General features: G+C 55.4%; 14 protein-coding genes and 7 tRNA genes. 16 read left to right on the forward strand and 5 right to left on the reverse strand.

Annotated elements, in window-relative coordinates:
* Nucleotides 1–11: 11 nt before the first annotated feature.
* Nucleotides 12–551 carry a replication initiation negative regulator SeqA gene (seqA, locus tag E7738_RS08685; protein WP_010616121.1) on the reverse strand — a complete coding sequence of 180 codons (540 nt, stop codon included), beginning with the start codon at nucleotides 549–551 and terminating at the stop codon, nucleotides 12–14.
* Nucleotides 552–799: 248 nt separating this feature from the next.
* On the opposite strand from seqA, the gene ybfF reads away from it, so the two are divergent.
* The 4 genes from ybfF (at nucleotide 800) to fur (ending at nucleotide 3,479) form a co-directional block, all read left to right on the forward strand.
* A complete protein-coding gene (gene ybfF, locus E7738_RS08690; protein WP_021508556.1) occupies nucleotides 800–1,564 on the forward strand; it encodes an esterase in 765 nt (254 codons plus the stop codon).
* 169 nt (nucleotides 1,565–1,733) lie between these two features.
* Nucleotides 1,734–2,009 (forward strand): LexA regulated protein, encoded by a 276-nt coding sequence (ybfE, locus tag E7738_RS08695; protein ID WP_010616122.1) that lies wholly within the window; start codon nucleotides 1,734–1,736, stop codon nucleotides 2,007–2,009.
* Nucleotides 2,010–2,146: 137 nt separating this feature from the next.
* Entirely contained in the window at nucleotides 2,147–2,677 is a 531-nt protein-coding gene (gene fldA, locus E7738_RS08700; RefSeq protein WP_021508557.1) for a flavodoxin FldA, read from the forward strand.
* A 352-nt stretch (nucleotides 2,678–3,029) separates the two neighbouring features.
* Nucleotides 3,030–3,479 carry a ferric iron uptake transcriptional regulator gene (fur, locus tag E7738_RS08705; RefSeq protein ID WP_021508558.1) on the forward strand — a complete coding sequence of 150 codons (450 nt, stop codon included), beginning with the start codon at nucleotides 3,030–3,032 and terminating at the stop codon, nucleotides 3,477–3,479.
* A 61-nt stretch (nucleotides 3,480–3,540) separates the two neighbouring features.
* Here the strand turns inward: fur and E7738_RS08710 are convergent, their stop codons facing one another.
* The 3 genes from E7738_RS08710 to nagE all read right to left on the reverse strand — a co-directional run bounded on the left by E7738_RS08710 (nucleotide 3,541) and on the right by nagE (nucleotide 8,025).
* Nucleotides 3,541–3,936, reverse strand: coding sequence for a hypothetical protein (locus E7738_RS08710; RefSeq protein ID WP_021508559.1), 396 nt, complete (start codon nucleotides 3,934–3,936; stop codon nucleotides 3,541–3,543).
* 236 nt (nucleotides 3,937–4,172) lie between these two features.
* A complete protein-coding gene (gene glnS / locus E7738_RS08715; RefSeq protein ID WP_058757889.1) occupies nucleotides 4,173–5,840 on the reverse strand; it encodes a glutamine--tRNA ligase in 1,668 nt (555 codons plus the stop codon).
* Nucleotides 5,841–5,991: 151 nt separating this feature from the next.
* The gene (nagE, locus tag E7738_RS08720; protein WP_394516337.1) at nucleotides 5,992–8,025 is read right to left on the reverse strand and encodes an N-acetylglucosamine-specific PTS transporter subunit IIBC; all 2,034 of its coding nucleotides are present in this window, start codon (nucleotides 8,023–8,025) and stop codon (nucleotides 5,992–5,994) included.
* A gap of 343 nt (nucleotides 8,026–8,368) precedes the next feature.
* Here nagE and nagB point away from each other — a divergent pair, with 343 nt between their 5' ends.
* The 12 genes from nagB to E7738_RS08780 all read left to right on the forward strand — a co-directional run bounded on the left by nagB (nucleotide 8,369) and on the right by E7738_RS08780 (nucleotide 15,286).
* The gene (gene nagB / locus E7738_RS08725) at nucleotides 8,369–9,169 is read left to right on the forward strand and encodes a glucosamine-6-phosphate deaminase (protein ID WP_031279884.1); all 801 of its coding nucleotides are present in this window, start codon (nucleotides 8,369–8,371) and stop codon (nucleotides 9,167–9,169) included.
* A gap of 58 nt (nucleotides 9,170–9,227) precedes the next feature.
* Nucleotides 9,228–10,376 carry an N-acetylglucosamine-6-phosphate deacetylase gene (gene nagA / locus E7738_RS08730; RefSeq protein ID WP_058758042.1) on the forward strand — a complete coding sequence of 383 codons (1,149 nt, stop codon included), beginning with the start codon at nucleotides 9,228–9,230 and terminating at the stop codon, nucleotides 10,374–10,376.
* A gap of 7 nt (nucleotides 10,377–10,383) precedes the next feature.
* Nucleotides 10,384–11,604: a DNA-binding transcriptional regulator NagC gene (locus tag E7738_RS08735; protein ID WP_058757890.1), complete on the forward strand. Its 1,221-nt coding sequence runs from the start codon at nucleotides 10,384–10,386 to the stop codon at nucleotides 11,602–11,604.
* Nucleotides 11,605–11,645: 41 nt separating this feature from the next.
* Complete coding sequence (locus tag E7738_RS08740) at nucleotides 11,646–12,398, forward strand: HAD-IIA family hydrolase (RefSeq protein ID WP_021508565.1); 753 nt, start codon at nucleotides 11,646–11,648, stop codon at nucleotides 12,396–12,398.
* A 339-nt stretch (nucleotides 12,399–12,737) separates the two neighbouring features.
* Nucleotides 12,738–14,405, forward strand: a complete 1,668-nt coding sequence (asnB, locus tag E7738_RS08745) for an asparagine synthase B (protein ID WP_394516296.1) — start codon at nucleotides 12,738–12,740, stop codon at nucleotides 14,403–14,405.
* Between the two features lie 216 nt (nucleotides 14,406–14,621).
* Nucleotides 14,622–14,698, forward strand: a tRNA-Met gene (locus E7738_RS08750).
* 7 nt (nucleotides 14,699–14,705) lie between these two features.
* Nucleotides 14,706–14,790, forward strand: a tRNA-Leu gene (locus tag E7738_RS08755).
* 21 nt (nucleotides 14,791–14,811) lie between these two features.
* A tRNA-Gln gene (locus E7738_RS08760) sits at nucleotides 14,812–14,886 on the forward strand.
* Between the two features lie 34 nt (nucleotides 14,887–14,920).
* Nucleotides 14,921–14,995: transfer RNA gene (locus tag E7738_RS08765), tRNA-Gln, on the forward strand.
* A gap of 29 nt (nucleotides 14,996–15,024) precedes the next feature.
* Nucleotides 15,025–15,101 (forward strand) — tRNA-Met (locus tag E7738_RS08770).
* Between the two features lie 7 nt (nucleotides 15,102–15,108).
* A tRNA-Gln gene (locus E7738_RS08775) sits at nucleotides 15,109–15,183 on the forward strand.
* Nucleotides 15,184–15,211: 28 nt separating this feature from the next.
* Nucleotides 15,212–15,286, forward strand: a tRNA-Gln gene (locus E7738_RS08780).
* Between the two features lie 106 nt (nucleotides 15,287–15,392).
* Here E7738_RS08780 and ubiF read toward each other — a convergent pair.
* Nucleotides 15,393–16,565, reverse strand: coding sequence for a 3-demethoxyubiquinol 3-hydroxylase (gene ubiF, locus E7738_RS08785; RefSeq protein WP_136545583.1), 1,173 nt, complete (start codon nucleotides 16,563–16,565; stop codon nucleotides 15,393–15,395).
* Nucleotides 16,566–17,032 lie beyond the last annotated feature (467 nt).

Genomic DNA, 17,032 nt, shown 5'->3' on the forward strand with positions numbered 1-17,032 from the left:
GACGCTTCGGTTTAAATGGTGCCGCAAACTTTCTCTGCCAGTTCCTGCGGGAACTGCATGGCAAGCATGATGTGTTCCACCATGCTGCATTTACGACCTGTATTGGTATTGGTGATCACCCAGTACGGCGTGCCGGGTACGTGCTTCGGCTTAGTATGGGTGCCATTTTGCAACAACGTGTGCTCATCGCCCGCAAAGTAAACGCGGGTGCGGCCCTGCAGCGAGGCAGTGGCATCAGCAAAGGCTGCCGGATCAAGACGATAAAGCGTTGACAGGATCAGCATAAAGCGATTAACCGCCTTCTTCTGCTCCGCATACTCGTCAGACAGCAGCAGCTCACGCACGGCGCGCACGCGATCCTGAGGTCGCGCTTCGCTGCGTGCAGCCGGTGCTTCTTTTACCGCCGCATTCGCCGCTGGCGCAGCGGATGCGCTCTGGCCGGCAGTGAATTTCAGCATACGGCGCAAAATGTCCGAAGCGCTTTCACCAATGTGCTGCGTGTGGCTGGCAATATAACGGTAGAGTTCTTCGTCAACTTCAATCGTTTTCATCTTTTTCCGTGCGATTCTGGCAAATGGCAGAACCACGCTACTTTGCAAAGGCCTTAACAAAATCCGGTCGTGCAAAATGTGAGCGGGTTCTAACATAAGGATTATAAAGTTAAATCCGCGACAGCCGATAGCGCTGGCATCGTTTACGGGCAAAAGTCGGAATATGCCCTAATGCCTGACCGCCTGGCGCCGGGACAGGTGAATCCATGATACCCTAAGCCCAGGTCTCAACCGAAAGAACTTTAGCCATGATTTTGAACGCCCGTCTGCAAACTGAACAATCTGCCCCTGATGCCCAGCCCATTCTGTTAATTCATGGCCTGTTTGGTAGCCTGGATAACCTCGGCGTACTGGCGCGCGGCGTGCGCGATGCACGACCCACGCTGCAGGTGGATGTCCGTAACCACGGCCTGTCACCGCGCAGCGAAGAGATGCACTACGCTGCGCTGGCGCAGGATATGGTCGATACGCTGGATGCGCACCACATCGAACGGGTTGATGTTATCGGCCACTCAATGGGCGGCAAAATTGCCATGGCGCTGAGCGCCGTTGCGCCCGAACGAATTGGCAAAATGGTGCTGATCGATATCGCGCCGGTGGATTACCAGACGCGACGCCACGATGAGATCTTCGCGGCAATCCGCGCGGTCAGTGCAGCTGGCGTCACGCGCCGCAGCGCTGCGGCCGACGTGATGCGTGAACACGTGCGCGAAGAAGGCGTGATTCAGTTCATTCTGAAATCTTTCCATGAAGGCGAATGGCGCTTTAACGTGCCGGTGTTATGGGACAATTATCCGGTGCTCTCCGGCTGGCAGGAGGTGCCCGCGTGGCCTCATCCGGCGCTGTTTATTCGCGGCGGTGATTCACCCTATCTGGACAATCAGCACCGTGATGCGCTGCTGCGCCAGTTCCCGCAGGCGCAGGCGCACATTATCAGCGGTGCCGGCCACTGGGTGCATGCCGAAAAACCCGATGCCGTACTGCGCGCGGTGCGCCGCTTTTTTAACCTGTAAAAGCAAAAGCTTGCTACGGGCGGTTTAGGGTTGGCGTCGCGCCGGGCGCTGGAGTATGATGTCGCGCTAAAAATTTGCCGCGGATGCTTTTTTCGCCGCGGTCGGGCCGATAAATGTTTAAATCGCGCAGCGCCTTTCCGCCGTTCGCGCCCACGCAGTTTCACAAACCATGGCAAAAGAACAGACAGATCGTACCACGCTCGATCTCTTCGCAGACGAGCGGCGTCCCGGTCGCCCTAAAACCAGTCCGCTGTCGCGTGATGAGCAGCTGCGCATTAATAAGCGCAACCAGCTGAAGCGCGACCGGGTGCGCGGCCTGCGCCGCGTTGAGCTGAAAATGTCCAGCGAAGCGGTCGACGCGCTTAATACGCTGGCCGAGCAGCAGAACATCAGCCGCAGTGAACTGATTGAACAAATGCTGCTGGCGCAGCTCAAACTGGCGTAACGTGCGCAGACCGCACGCTGGAACACAAACTCAGCGCTTTACACATTCCGCGCTTTTCGCCGGTCTGCTATCATTCGCATAACTGTGTCGTCTTCTGACTTACTTTCACAATCAGGATTTAAGAGGTTACTCACTCCATGGCAATCGTAGGCATTTTCTTCGGCAGCGATACCGGCAACACTGAAAACATTGCAAAAATGATCCAGAAACAACTGGGTAAAGATGTCGCCGAAGTGCATGACATTGCTAAGAGCACCAAAGAAGATCTCGAAGCATTCGATATTCTGCTGCTGGGTATTCCGACCTGGTACTACGGTGAAGCCCAGTGCGACTGGGATGACTTCTTCCCGACGCTGGAAGAGATTGATTTCAACGGTAAGCTGGTAGCGCTGTTTGGCTGCGGCGATCAGGAAGATTATGCCGAGTACTTCTGTGACGCGATGGGCACCATTCGCGACATCATTGAGCCAAACGGCGCAGTGATTGTGGGCCACTGGCCAACCGAAGGTTACCACTTCGAAGCCTCTAAAGGTCTGGCAGACGACAAACACTTCCTCGGCCTCGCCATCGATGAAGATCGTCAGCCTGAACTGACTAACGAGCGCGTCGACAAATGGGTTAAGCAGATCTTTGACGAGCTGCAGCTGCAGGCGATCATCGAAGCCTGATGCTTTCCTGTCCGATGTGGGCGCTGGCTCACATCGGGCAATGGAATTACCTATAAAAATAATAGCTACGGTTTTTTAACTTTTTCCCTCAATTCTGTAGAATACCCGCAACGGTCATCTGCTTATTCCTCGGGCATCAGACTGAGACTGCGCGAAAAGGAACATCGATCTGCACGATCCCGCTGAGGTTCACGACATTTCTCCTTACAGCATCCGGGGAATTGTCCGCCGCAGCCGGTTTTCATTTCGCAGGCTGAGCTCTATAATGAGACGCAAATGAGAATGCGCGTTGACCACACATTCAAGGCCTTTGCGCCGTAAGTGACTAGCAAAGTAACAGGACAATATCCGCATGACTGACAACAACTCCGCATTGAAAAAGGCTGGCCTGAAAGTCACGCTGCCCAGACTGAAGATTCTGGAAGTGCTTCAGGGACCCGGACCCGAGTCCCATCATGTCAGTGCGGAAGATTTGTACAAACGCCTGATCGACATGGGCGAAGAGATTGGTCTGGCGACGGTATACCGTGTTCTGAACCAGTTTGACGACGCCGGCATCGTGACGCGTCATAACTTCGAAGGCGGGAAATCCGTGTTCGAACTGACCCAGCAGCATCATCATGATCACCTGATTTGCCTCGACTGCGGCAAAGTGATCGAGTTTAGCGATGAATCTATCGAAACGCGTCAGCGTGAGATTGCAACACGCCACGGTATCAAACTCAGCAACCACAGCCTGTATCTGTACGGCCACTGTGCGCTGGGAGACTGCCGCGAAGACGAGACGCTCCACGATCAGTAATTGAATATGCTATGCAGTATAAAAAAACCGGTGCCAGGCACCGGTTTTTTTATGGCTGCGTTCAGGCGACCAGCGTTTCCTGCAAATAGCGCCAGCGCGGAACCGGCGTGCTGCAGTCCAGCACCGCCAGCGAAATGCGGGTCTGGTTGTTGCCGTTAAGCATTTGCAGTTCGTGATACTGAATGGTCACTTCCTGCTGCTGCTGGGAAATGATGGCATGCTCACTGGTGGCGATTCGCATCCCTTCCCGCTGCCCGTGCAGTTTGCGAAACAGGGTTTCAGTGTCATTGAGATCGAGCTGTTTGCCTTGCGGCGTCACCATTTTGAAGTCGGGATGAAAGTGCGACAGCAGCAGATCCATACTGTCATCGCTGCCTTCGGCCTGATTAAAAATACGTTCGATAAGCTGATGTAAAACCACCACGCTATGTTTGGCTTCCAGAGCGAGACTTGTCATTTTTCTTCCTTCGCTAACCCGCACAGCAACATTTAAGAGCGCATAGCCTACCTGAAAATAACGATTTCACACGGGTAAATTAGTTAATTTTATTAAAGTCAGATTAGTCGTAATCGCGCGCAATTACTGTTTTTTGTCTGGTTCAGCATAATCGATTCCCGTTTGCAGATAACGGGCAATAAAAAAGGGCGATTGCTCGCCCTTTGCTGATCATATCGTGCTATCAAGCAGTAAAATTATTCGCCGATTTTTGCCCAGGTATCACGCAGACCCACGGTGCGGTTGAACACCAGTTTCGACGGCTGCGAGTACACGCTATCAGCGCAGAAGTAACCTTCGCGCTCAAACTGATACGGCGCCAGCGCGCTGGCGGCACGCAGACCCGGCTCAACGAAGCCCTGTTTGATCTCCAGCGAGTTCGGGTTAATGGTGGTGAGGAAATCCTCGGCCGCGCCCGGGTTTGGCACGCTGAACAGACGATCGTACAGGCGGAATTCAGCAGGCAGCGCGTGAATCGCCGATACCCAATGAATAACGCCTTTGACCTTGCGGCCATCGGCCGGATCTTTGCTCAGGGTGTCGACATCGCAGGTAGCGTAGATGCAGGTGATGTTGCCGGCTTCATCTTTCGCCACGCGCTCGGCACGAATGACGTAAGCGTTGCGCAGACGAACTTCTTTACCCAGCACCAGACGCTTGTACTGCTTGTTGGCCTCTTCACGGAAGTCGGCGCGATCGATCCACACTTCACGGCTGAACGGCACCTCACGCGTGCCCATCTCCGGTTTGTTCGGGTGGTTCGGCATGCTGATGATTTCTTCATGCCCGGCCGGCAGGTTCTCGATTACCACTTTCAGTGGATCCAGCACCGCCATGGCGCGCGGCGCGTTCTCGTTGAGGTCGTCACGAATGCACGACTCCAGCGACGCCATCTCAACAATATTGTCCTGCTTAGTCACACCGATACGGCGGCAGAATTCGCGGATTGACGCCGCGCTATAGCCACGACGGCGCAGACCGGATACGGTCAGCATGCGCGGATCGTCCCAGCCTTCAACAATCTTCTCGCTCACCAGCTGCGTCAGCTTACGCTTCGACATCACCGCATATTCCAGATTCAGGCGCGAGAACTCGTACTGACGCGGATGCACCGGAATAGTGATGTTATCCAGCACCCAGTCGTAGAGACGACGGTTATCCTGGAACTCCAGCGTACACAGGGAATGGGTGATGCCTTCCAGCGCATCGGAGATGCAGTGGGTAAAGTCGTACATCGGATAGATGCACCACTTGTTGCCAGTCTGGTGGTGTTCGGCAAATTTAATGCGGTACAGCACCGGATCGCGCATCACAATAAAGCTGGATGCCATGTCGATTTTGGCACGCAGGCAGGCTTTGCCCTCTTCGAAGCCGCCATCACGCATCTTCTGGAACAGCGCCAGGTTCTCTTCCACGCTGCGATCGCGATACGGGCTGTTTTTGCCCGGCGCGGTTAGCGTGCCGCGGTATTCACGGATCTGCTCTGGCGACAGCTCGTCAACGTAGGCCAGGCCTTTGTTGATCAGCTCAACCGCGTAGTTGAACAGTTGGTCAAAGTAGTCAGAGGAGTAACGAATGTTGCCGCTCCACTCAAAGCCCAGCCATTGCACATCATTCTTGATCGATTCAACGAACTCCATATCCTCTTTGACCGGATTGGTGTCGTCGAAACGCAGGTTGCACTGCCCCTGATAATCTTGTGCGATACCAAAGTTCAGGCAGATCGATTTTGCATGGCCAATATGCAGGTAACCATTGGGCTCAGGCGGGAAACGGGTATGCACACTGTTGTGCTTACCGCTCGCCAAATCTTCGTCGATGATCTGACGAATAAAGTTCGTTGGGCGGGCTTCAGCCTCACTCATCTCAAAATCCTCAAAACAATAGCGGGTGATTTGTACCACGAAGTAACGGAGTATGATCCACAAAGCGCTGAAGGGAAACAACCGTTTGTTGGTCGTTTTAAAACAAAAAAGGCAGGAATTGCTTCCTGCCTTCAGTGACGATCAAAACGTGTTAATTTTTCACTTCGTACAGCGGCGTAACGCCTGCCACCACGGTACCGCCTGCCAGCAGATTCAGACCAGCAAAATCATCGCTGTTGCTGACCACCACCGGGCTGATCATCGAACGCGCATTGGCGTTGAGGAAGTCCAGATCCATTTCGAGGATCGGCTGACCCGCCGTGACGGTTGCGCCCTCTTCCACCAGACGGGTAAACCCTTTACCTTCCAGCGCGACGGTATCGAGACCCATGTGCACGACAATCTCGACGCCATTTTCGGCTTCAAGGCAGAATGCATGGTTGGTGTTGAAGATTTTCACCACAGTGCCCGCCACCGGCGCGACGACAGTTTTATCGCTCGGTTTGATCGCCAGGCCATCGCCTACCGCTTTGCTGGCGAAAGCTTCATCCGGCACGTTTTCCAGCGCTACCACTTCGCCACTGACCGGTGCCAGCAGCGTTGCAATCACCTTTTTCTCGCTGTTGCGCATCGCCTGGGGCTGAGCAGCCGCAGGCGCGGCGGTGGTTGCCGCAGCAGGTGCCGCTGCGCCGGCTACCGGACCTTTGCTCAGTACGGTTTTCATGGCGGTCGCAATGCTTTCGGCCTGCGTACCAACAATGATCTGCACGCTCTGCTTGTTAAGGCGGATCACGCCAGAAGCACCGAGGCGTTTAGCCACACTCTCATTCACCTGCGCCGAGTCTTTCACATTCAGACGCAGACGGGTGATGCAGGCGTCGATATTGGTCAGGTTGTCAGAACCGCCTATCGCACCGATATAGCGACGCGCCAGTGATTCGGTTTCGCTCTCACCGTTGCTGCTGTGATCAACGTTGACGTCGTAGCCGTCTGTCTCATCACCGGCAGCCAGCTCGCGGCCCGGCGTCAGCAGGTTGAATTTCTGAATGGTGAAGCGGAACACCACGTAGTAGATAACGAAGAACACCAGACCCTGCGGGATCAGCATCCACCAGTGCACCGCCAGCGGGTTACGCGTCGACAGCACCATGTCCACCAGACCGGCACTGAAACCGAAACCGGCAATCCAGTGCATGCTGGCAGCGATGAAGACCGAAATACCGGTCAGCACGGCGTGGATGACATACAGCACCGGTGCCACAAACATGAAGGAGAATTCCAGTGGCTCGGTGATGCCGGTGAAGAAGGCTGCAAAAGCCGCTGCCAGCATGATACCACCGACTTTCGCGCGGTTTTCCGGGCGTGAGCAGTGATAGATTGCCAGCGCCGCACCCGGCAGACCGAACATCATGATCGGGAAGAAGCCCGCCTGATAGCGACCGGTGATACCCGGGATGCCGGTACCATTGGCAATAGACTGCGCGCCGCCCAGGAATTTAGGAATATCGTTGATGCCCGCCACGTCGAACCAGAACACCGAGTTCAGCGCGTGGTGCAGGCCAACCGGAATCAGCAGACGGTTAAAGAAGGCGTACACGCCCGCGCCGACCGAGCCCAGTTTCTGGATGTGCTCACCAAAGCTCACCAGACCGCCGAAAATGATCGGCCAGACATACATCAGGATAAAGGCGACCACAATCATCAGGAAGGAGACCAGGATCGGCACCAGACGGCGACCGCTGAAGAACGACAGCGCCTTGGGCAGCTCAACGTGGCTGAAGCGGTTGTACACTTCCGCCGAGAGAATGCCCACCAGAATGCCGACAAACTGGTTATTGATTTTACCGAAAGCGGCAGGAACCTGCTCCACCGGCATTTTCTGAATCATGGCCACCGCGGCGGGTGAACACAGGGTAGTAACCACGAGGAAACCTACAAAGCCGGTTAATGCCGCTGCACCGTCTTTATCTTTTGACATGCCGTAAGCCACACCGATGGCGAACAGCACGGACATGTTGTCGATGATGGCAGAACCCGATTTGATCAGCAGTGCTGCCAGCGCATTGCCTGCGCCCCAGCTGTCCGGATCGATCCAGTAACCTACCCCCATCAGGATTGCCGCTGCCGGCAGGGTCGCTACCGGCACCATAAGCGCGCGGCCGACCTTTTGCAGATATCCTAAAATACTCACCTTATTCTCCCCCTATGAGACTGGCGTTTTGCCGTGATGCGGGTTGATTTTATTATCCCGGCACCCGGTACCTTGATGACACACTTCACCACGAGGCGCAGTGTAAAGATAAATTAATTCGCCTCGCAAATTAAAACCAGTGTAACTGTGACTTTAATCACCAAAATGGACGTTTTTCACTGCGAAATGCTAGCCACCACCACAAACTTATTTTATGATGAAAAATATCAGGTCGCACTTTTCCAACGCCGCGAGCGCGCAAACGGGTTACCCTATAAGCAGCCAGCTGCAGCAGTAAACGCGACCCTAACTTTCCAATCTTAACTGAGGTGAAGACATGAGACTGATCCCTTTGGCCACACCGACCCAGGTGGGTAAATGGGCTGCACGCCATATCGTTAATCGCATCAATGCCTTTAAACCCAGCGCAGACCGTCCCTTTGTGCTGGGACTGCCAACCGGCGGTACGCCGCTGGAAGCCTACAAGCACCTGATCGAGATGCATAAAGCGGGCCAGGTTAGTTTCAAACACGTGATCACCTTCAATATGGATGAGTATGTCGGTCTGCCGAAAGAGCATCCGGAAAGCTATCACAGCTTTATGTACCGTAACTTTTTCGATCACGTTGATATTCAACCAGAAAATATCAATCTTCTGAATGGCAATGCCGAAGATATTGACGCAGAATGTCGCCAATACGAAGAGAAGATCCGCGCACTGGGTAAAATCCACCTGTTTATGGGCGGCGTCGGCAACGATGGCCACATTGCGTTCAACGAGCCGGCTTCTTCGCTCTCTTCCCGCACCCGCATTAAAACCCTGACGCACGACACCCGTGTGGCGAACTCGCGTTTCTTCGACGGCGATGTTGATCAGGTGCCTAAATATGCCCTGACCGTGGGCGTCGGCACGCTGCTGGATGCGGAAGAAGTGATGATTCTGGTGACCGGCCACGTCAAAGCCCAGGCGCTGCAGGCGGCGGTAGAAGGTAACGTCAACCACATGTGGACCATCAGCTGCCTGCAGCTGCACCCGAAAGCGGTGGTGGTGTGTGATGAGCCAGCCACCATGGAACTGAAAGTGAAAACCGTGAAATATTTCCGCGAAATGGAAGCGGAAAATATGAAGGGTGTGTAACAACACGTTGTAGAAAGCCTGCTGTTAAGCGCAGCAGGTTCAGCCGGGAGAAGAGATGATGTACGCATTAGTTAACGGCCGGATTTTTACCGGCCATGAAGTTCTGGACAATCACGCCGTGGTGATTGCCAATGGCCTGATTGAGCGTGTCTGCCCGCGCGATGCGCTGGACGCCGCGATTCCACAACAAGATGTGGCTGGTGCGTTCATCGCTCCCGGATTTATCGACCTGCAGCTCAACGGCTGCGGCGGCGTGCAGTTCAACGATGACATCAATGCCCTGAGCGTGGAAACGCTGGAGATCATGCAGCGTGCCAATGAAAAATCCGGCTGCACCAGCTATTTACCAACGCTGATTACCAGCAGTGATGAACTGATGAAGCGCGCGATTGAAACCATGCGCGCTTACCTGGCGAAGCATCAGAATCAGGCGCTGGGCCTGCATCTGGAAGGTCCGTGGCTGAATAAAGAGAAGAAAGGCACTCACAATCCGCAGCTGATTCGTCTGCCGGATGCGGAGCTGGTGGATTTCCTGTGCGCCAACGCTGACGTCATCACCAAAGTTACGCTGGCGCCGGAAAATGCGGGCAGCGCGGTGATTCGCCAGCTGCGTGACGCCGGGATTATTGTGTCGTCCGGTCACTCCAATGCTACCTATGCCGAAGCCAAAGCGGGCATCAGCGCGGGCGTCACCTTTGCCACCCACCTGTATAACGCCATGAGCGCCTTTAGCGGGCGTGAGCCAGGTCTTATCGGTGCGCTGTTTGATTCGCCTGATGTATACTGCGGCATTATTGCAGACGGTTTACATGTCAATTACGCTAACGTGCGCAATGCAAAACGTATCAAAGGCGACAAACTGGTGCTGGTGACCGATGCCACAGCGCCGGCCGGTGCGTCGATTGATCAATTCATTTTTGCAGGTAAAACAATATACTATCGCGACGGCCTGTGCGTAGATGAGAACGGTACCCTGAGCGGATCTGCGCTGACGATGATTGAAGCGGTGCAGAATAGCGTGGAACATTGTGGTATCGCGCTGGACGAAGCGCTGCGCATGGCGACCCTGTATCCGGCAAGGGCAATGGGTGTGGAAAAGCAGTTTGGTACGGTGGAAGCAGGAAAAGTCGCCAACCTCACTGTCTTTACCCGCGATTATCAAATCACTAAGACGTTCGTCAACGGAGACAACGTCCTCAGCGAGTAAGTACTGAATGACCACTGGCGGCCAGACTCAAATAGGAAATGTCGATCTTGTCAAACAACTTAACAGTGCAGCTGTTTACCGGCTGATTGATCAACAGGGGCCGATTTCGCGTATTCAGATTGCCGAACTCAGCCAGCTTGCGCCCGCCAGCGTCACCAAAATTACCCGTCAGCTTATCGAACGCGGCCTCATCAAAGAGGTGGAGCAACAGGCCTCCACCGGTGGGCGCCGCGCCATCTCCATCATCACCGAAACCCGCCATTTTCATACCATCGGCGTGCGCCTGGGGCGCAACGATGCCACGCTGACGCTGTTCGATCTCAGCGGAAAATCGCTGGCGCAGGAAGATTATCCGCTGCCGGAGCGCACCCAGGAGACGCTGGAGAACGCGCTGTTCAACGCCATCAGTGCCTTTATGAGCACGCACCAGCGTAAAATTCATGAGCTGATCGCTATCGCGGTGATCCTGCCGGGGCTGGTCGACCCGATTAACGGCATCATTCGCTACATGCCGCATATCGCCGTCAGCCACTGGCCGCTGGTGGCGAGCCTGAAAAAACGCTTTAACGTCACCAGTTTTGTCGGGCACGATATCCGCAGCCTGGCGCTGGCTGAGCACTATTTCGGTGCAAGTCGCGACTGTGCGGACTCCATTCTGGTGCGTTTACACCGCGGAACCGGTGCCGGCATCATCGCTAACGGCCACATTTTTCTCGGCAGCAATGGCAACGTGGGTGAGATTGGCCATATTCAGGTCGATCCGCTCGGCGAACGCTGCCACTGTGGCAACTTTGGCTGCCTCGAAACCATCGCCGCCAACGGCGCGATTGAGAACCGCGTGCGCCACCTGCTCAATCAGGGTTATCCCAGCAGCCTGACGCTGGATGATTGCCAGATGCCGCAAATCTGCCGCGCCGCCAATCAGGGCGACGCGCTGGCCTGCGAAGTGATCGAGTACGTTGGCCGCTATCTCGGCAAAGCGATCGCTATCGCCATTAACCTGTTTAACCCGCAAAAAGTGGTGCTGGCCGGCGAAATTACCGATGCCGACAAAGTGCTGTTCCCGGCGATTGAGGGCTGCATTAACACCCAGGCGTTAAACGCGTTTCGCAAAAATCTGCCCGTGGTGCGGTCTGAACTGGACCATCGCTCGGCAATTGGCGCTTTCGCGCTGGCAAAACGCGCTATGCTGAATGGCATTCTGCTGCAGCACCTGCTGGAAGAATAATAGAAAGCCTGCCGGCTGGCAGGCCCGACCGGAAGCCACCTATGACCATCAAAAGCGTAATCTGTGACATCGACGGCGTGTTGATGCACGACAATACCGCCGTGAAAGGCGCAAACGAATTCCTGCAGCGCATTCTGGAAAAAGAGATGCCGCTGGTGGTACTGACCAACTATCCATCACAAACTGCGCAGGATCTGGCCAACCGCTTTGCCAACGCCGGCGTCGACATCCCGGATTCGGTGTTTTACACCTCCGCCATGGCCACCGCGGATTTCCTGCGTCGTCAGGAGGGCAAAAAAGCCTACGTGATTGGTGAAGGCGCGCTGATTCATGAATTGTATAAGGCCGGTTTTACCATCACTGACGTCAACCCGGATTTCGTCATCGTCGGCGAGACGCGATCGTTTAACTGGGAAATGATGCATAAAGCCGCCTTCTTTGTGGCTAACGGTGCGCGTTTTATCGCGACCAATCCTGATACCCACGCACGCGGCTTTGTGCCGGCCTGTGGCGCGCTCTGTGCCGGTATCGAAACCATTTCCGGCCGCAAACCGTTTTATGTCGGTAAGCCCAGCCCTTACATCATGCGCGCCGCACTGAATAAAATGCATGCGCATTCAGAAGAGACGGTGATTGTGGGCGATAACCTGCGCACCGATATTCTGGCTGGCTTCCAGGCCGGTCTGGAAACCATTCTGGTGCTGTCCGGCGTCTCTACGCTGAGCGATATCGACGCCATGCCGTTCCGTCCGGACTGGATCTACCCTTCCGTGGCTGATATCGACCTGTTCTGATTCGCGTCATGCTGTCTGCTTATGGCCCTGCTCGCCGTTACGGTGTGCAGGGCTTTTTTATGTGTCTGGCATAGCGCTGTGATTCAGCCGCTGACGCGGCCTCATCGGTTGCGCACAAAACCATCACTTCTGACAATTCATTAGACACCATCTAATTTAATAGTTAAATTTTTGAATAAAATTCAACATTACTTCACACCAACAATCTTTTTATCAGTATTTGGTGATTTCGCTTGCGTTACCACTATCAATTAGCGCATTTTCTTATACATCACGCAGCGCAGTCTGCCGGACAAACAAGTCAATAACATCGCCACAGGGTGAGATCAGGAGTCAGTTATGTGTTCGATTTTTGGTGTGCTGGATCTGAAGACCGATCCTGTTGAACTGCGCAAGAAAGCGCTGGAATGTTCCCGTCTGATGCGTCACCGCGGCCCGGACTGGTCAGGCGTCTTCGCTGATGAGAAAGCCATTCTGGTGCACGAGCGCCTGTCCATCGTTGACGTGAACAACGGCGCCCAGCCGCTGTACAACGCGGATCACACCCACGTACTGGCTGTTAACGGCGAAATTTATAACCACCAGGCGCTGCGCGCGGAACTGAGCGATCGCTACGCGTTCCAGACGGGTTCAGACTGCGAAGTCATCCTCGCGCTGTATCAGGAAAAAGGCCTCGACTTCCTCGACGACCTGCAGGGCATGTTCGCCTTCATTCTGTGGGACAGCGTCAAACAGCAGTATCTGATTGGCCGCGATCACATCGGTATTATTCCGCTCTATATGGGCAACGATGAGCACGGCAACCTGTATGTTGCTTCTGAAATGAAAGCGCTGGTGCCGGTGTGCCGCAGCATCAAAGAATTCCCGCCGGGAAGCTACCTCTCCAGCACCGATGGCGAAATCCGTCGTTACTGGCAGCGTGACTGGATGGATTTTGCCGCCGTGGCGCAAAACACCACCGATGCCGCTGGCCTGAAGCACGTGCTGGAAGAGTCAGTGAAGAGTCACCTGATGTCAGACGTACCGTACGGCGTGCTGCTGTCCGGCGGCCTCGACTCTTCCATCATCTCTGCGGTGACCAAGCGCTTTGCCGCCAAACGTGTGGAAGATCAGGACAAGAGCGATGCGTGGTGGCCGCAGCTGCACTCCTTTGCCGTCGGTCTGGAAGGATCGCCGGATCTGAAAGCGGCGCAGGCGGTGGCCGATCACCTCGGTACCGTGCACCATGAAATTCACTTCACCGTGCAGGAAGGTCTGGATGCGATCCGCGATGTGATTTACCACATCGAAACCTACGATGTGACCACCATTCGCGCGTCGACGCCAATGTATCTGATGTCGCGTAAAATCAAAGCGATGGGCATCAAAATGGTGCTGTCCGGTGAAGGTGCGGATGAAGTGTTTGGCGGTTACCTCTACTTCCACAAGGCACCGAACGCCCAGGAGTTCCACGAAGAAAACGTGCGTAAGCTGCTGGCGCTGCACATGTTTGACTGCGCGCGCGCTAACAAAGCGATGTCGGCGTGGGGCGTGGAAGCACGCGTGCCGTTCCTTGATAAGAAATTCCTTGATGTCGCGATGCGCATCAACCCGGAAGACAAAATGTGCGGCAGCAACGGCAAAATGGAAAAACACATTCTGCGTGAATGTTTCTCCTCTTACCTGCCGGAGAGCGTAGCATGGCGTCAGAAAGAGCAGTTCTCTGATGGCGTAGGCTACAGCTGGATTGACACGCTGAAAGAAGTGGCGGCGAAGCAGATTAGCGAGCAGCAGCTGGCGACCGCGCATTTCCGCTTCCCGCACAACACGCCAACCTCGAAAGAAGCGTATCTGTACCGCGAAATCTTTGAGGAGCTGTTCCCACTGCCAAGCGCGGCAGAGTGCGTTCCGGGCGGTCCCTCCGTGGCCTGTTCGTCGGCGAAAGCCATTGAGTGGGATGAAGCATTTAAATCGATGGACGATCCGTCCGGACGTGCGGTAGGCGTGCACCAGTCAGCGTACAAATAAGCATTTTCTTTATGCGTATAAGGGGCCCATTGTGGCCCCTTTTTCTTGCATCTGACGCGGATACGATCGAAAATTGCCGAATAAATCATCAGCCTGGTTACAAGCCAGACAAACAGGCGCGTTAAGGCAAAAAACGGCAAAAAATTTGTTGACGCTACAAAGCTCAATACGCATAATGCGCCCCGCAACGCCGATGAAGGTAACGCGAAAAAAGATGGCTACGTAGCTCAGTTGGTTAGAGCACATCACTCATAATGATGGGGTCACAGGTTCGATTCCCGTCGTAGCCACCATCTTTTTGCGGGAGTGGCGAAATTGGTAGACGCACCAGATTTAGGTTCTGGCGCCGCAAGGTGTGCGAGTTCAAGTCTCGCCTCCCGCACCATTTCAGTCTTCGGCAGCCGGATGGGGTATCGCCAAGCGGTAAGGCACCGGTTTTTGATACCGGCATTCCCTGGTTCGAATCCAGGTACCCCAGCCAATCCGATGCACTCTCGTGGATACGAGTCGACGAATGGGATATCGCCAAGCGGTAAGGCACCGGTTTTTGATACCGGCATTCCCTGGTTCGAATCCAGGTATCCCAGCCATCATCGGGTGCAGTAAAGCAGTACAATCTGGCTACGTAGCTCAGTCGGTTAGAGCACATCACTCATAATGATGGGGTCACAGGTTCGATTCCCGTCGTAGCCACCAAACAAATTGGGGTGTCGCCAAGCGGTAAGGCAGTGGATTCTGATTCCACCATTCCGGGGTTCGAATCCCTGCACCCCAGCCATACAAAGACAATTTGACCAAACACCTATTGGGGTGTCGCCAAGCGGTAAGGCACCGGATTCTGATTCCGGCATTCCGGGGTTCGAATCCCTGCACCCCAGCCAAATTGCACAACAGGCCCGCTTTTGCGGGCTTTGTTGTTTTTGTCATTCCTGAATTTCACGCTTTATACAACAGATGGCGCCGCCACGATTGCGGCGCCCGGTGAGTTTACAACCCCAGCGCGTAACGCAGCACCTGACGCTTGAGCACGCCAGCATTCTCTGCCGCAATCAGTCCAAGGTTACGCACCACACGCAGCGGCGGCAGCGCGTTGCTAAAGGCGAAGTAGAACAGATCCATACCGCCCTGCATCAGCAAATTATCTTTGTAGCGCTGACGGTGATAACGCTGCAATACCGGCAGTGATGCCCAGCGCTGCGCCTGGCTGCGCGCGTCCACCAGCGTATCAATCAGCGCATCCACATCGCGGTAGCCGAGATTAACCCCCTGCCCGGCCAGCGGATTGATGGTGTGTGCAGCATCACCGACCAGCGCAAGGCCCGGCAGCACGTAGCGCGTGGCATGGCGGCGCACCAGCGGAAACGACGCCGCGTTCTTTACCTGGAAGCGGCCGACACGCGCCGGGAAGTTGGCCTGTACTTCTTTGGCCAGCTGGCTGAGCGGCAGATTTTGCAGCTGACGGATCCGCGCCGGCGCGTCGTACCACACCAGCGAAGCGTGACGATCGAACAGCGGCAGAAACGCGCGCGGTCCATCCGGCGTAAATTGCTGCCAGGTGGCATCGCCGGCCTCGTGTTCACACTCAACGCTGATTAGCATGCAGGATTGTGCATAGTTCCAGCCGCGCACGCCGATACCCGCCAGCTGTCGCACGCGCGAATTAGCGCCATCGGCCCCCACCACCAGCTGGCTATCCAGCGTGCTCCCGTCATCCAGCTGCAGCTGCCAGCCGCCGCTGTGCGCCTGTAACGCCTGCAGTGAGGCCGGGCACAGCAGCGTTACGCCATCCTGCTGCATCTGCTCCCACAGCGCGCGCTGCAGCACGCTGTTTTCCACCATATAGCCCAGCTCCGGAATGCCCAGTGCAGCCGCGTCGAAGGTGACGTGTGCGCTTTGCCATTCCCAGGTTTCCAGCTTGCGGTAGGGCGCGCTGCGCATCGCCTGGACACGCGGCCAGACATTGAGCTGGCGCAGCAGCGCCACCGATGACGCACCAATGGCGGAGATACGTATATCCGGCGCCAGGCTGGCGTCAAACGCGGCCGGTTCGGCACGCTCAATCACCGCCACGCGAAACTGCTGCTGCGCCAGACCACAGGCCAGCGCGGCACCGACCATGCCGCCGCCCACTACCACCACATCAAACTGTGAATCCTGCATCGACTCTTATCCTTCTGATTGCCGTGACGCCTTGCGGCAGCACTCTATGTGGCAAAGTGTACCGGAAATTTACCGCACCAGCAGAAAAGCCCTGCTAATCTTGTGCTTCAGCCGTGCATGTTTAACGCACCTGTCGCGTGAAATATAACCGGGCATCATGCCCAAAATAATTCGTGCGCCGGGAAGGCGGCAAGCAAGGATCATCCCGGGAGCTTACATCAGTAAGTGACCGGGAGAGCCGCGCGCAGCCAACGCACCTGGCGTGTGAAATATAACCGGGCATCATGCCCTAAATAATTCGTGCGCCAGGAAGGCGGCAAGCAAGGATCTCCCCGGGAGCTTACATCAGTAAGTGACCGGGGGAGCTGCGCGCAGCCAACGCACCTGTCGCGTGAAATATAACCGGGCATCATGCCCTAAATAATTCGTGCGCCGGGAAGGCGGCAAGCAAGGATCATCCCGGGAGC

The sequence above is a fragment of the Pantoea sp. SGAir0430 genome, from assembly GCF_043549295.1.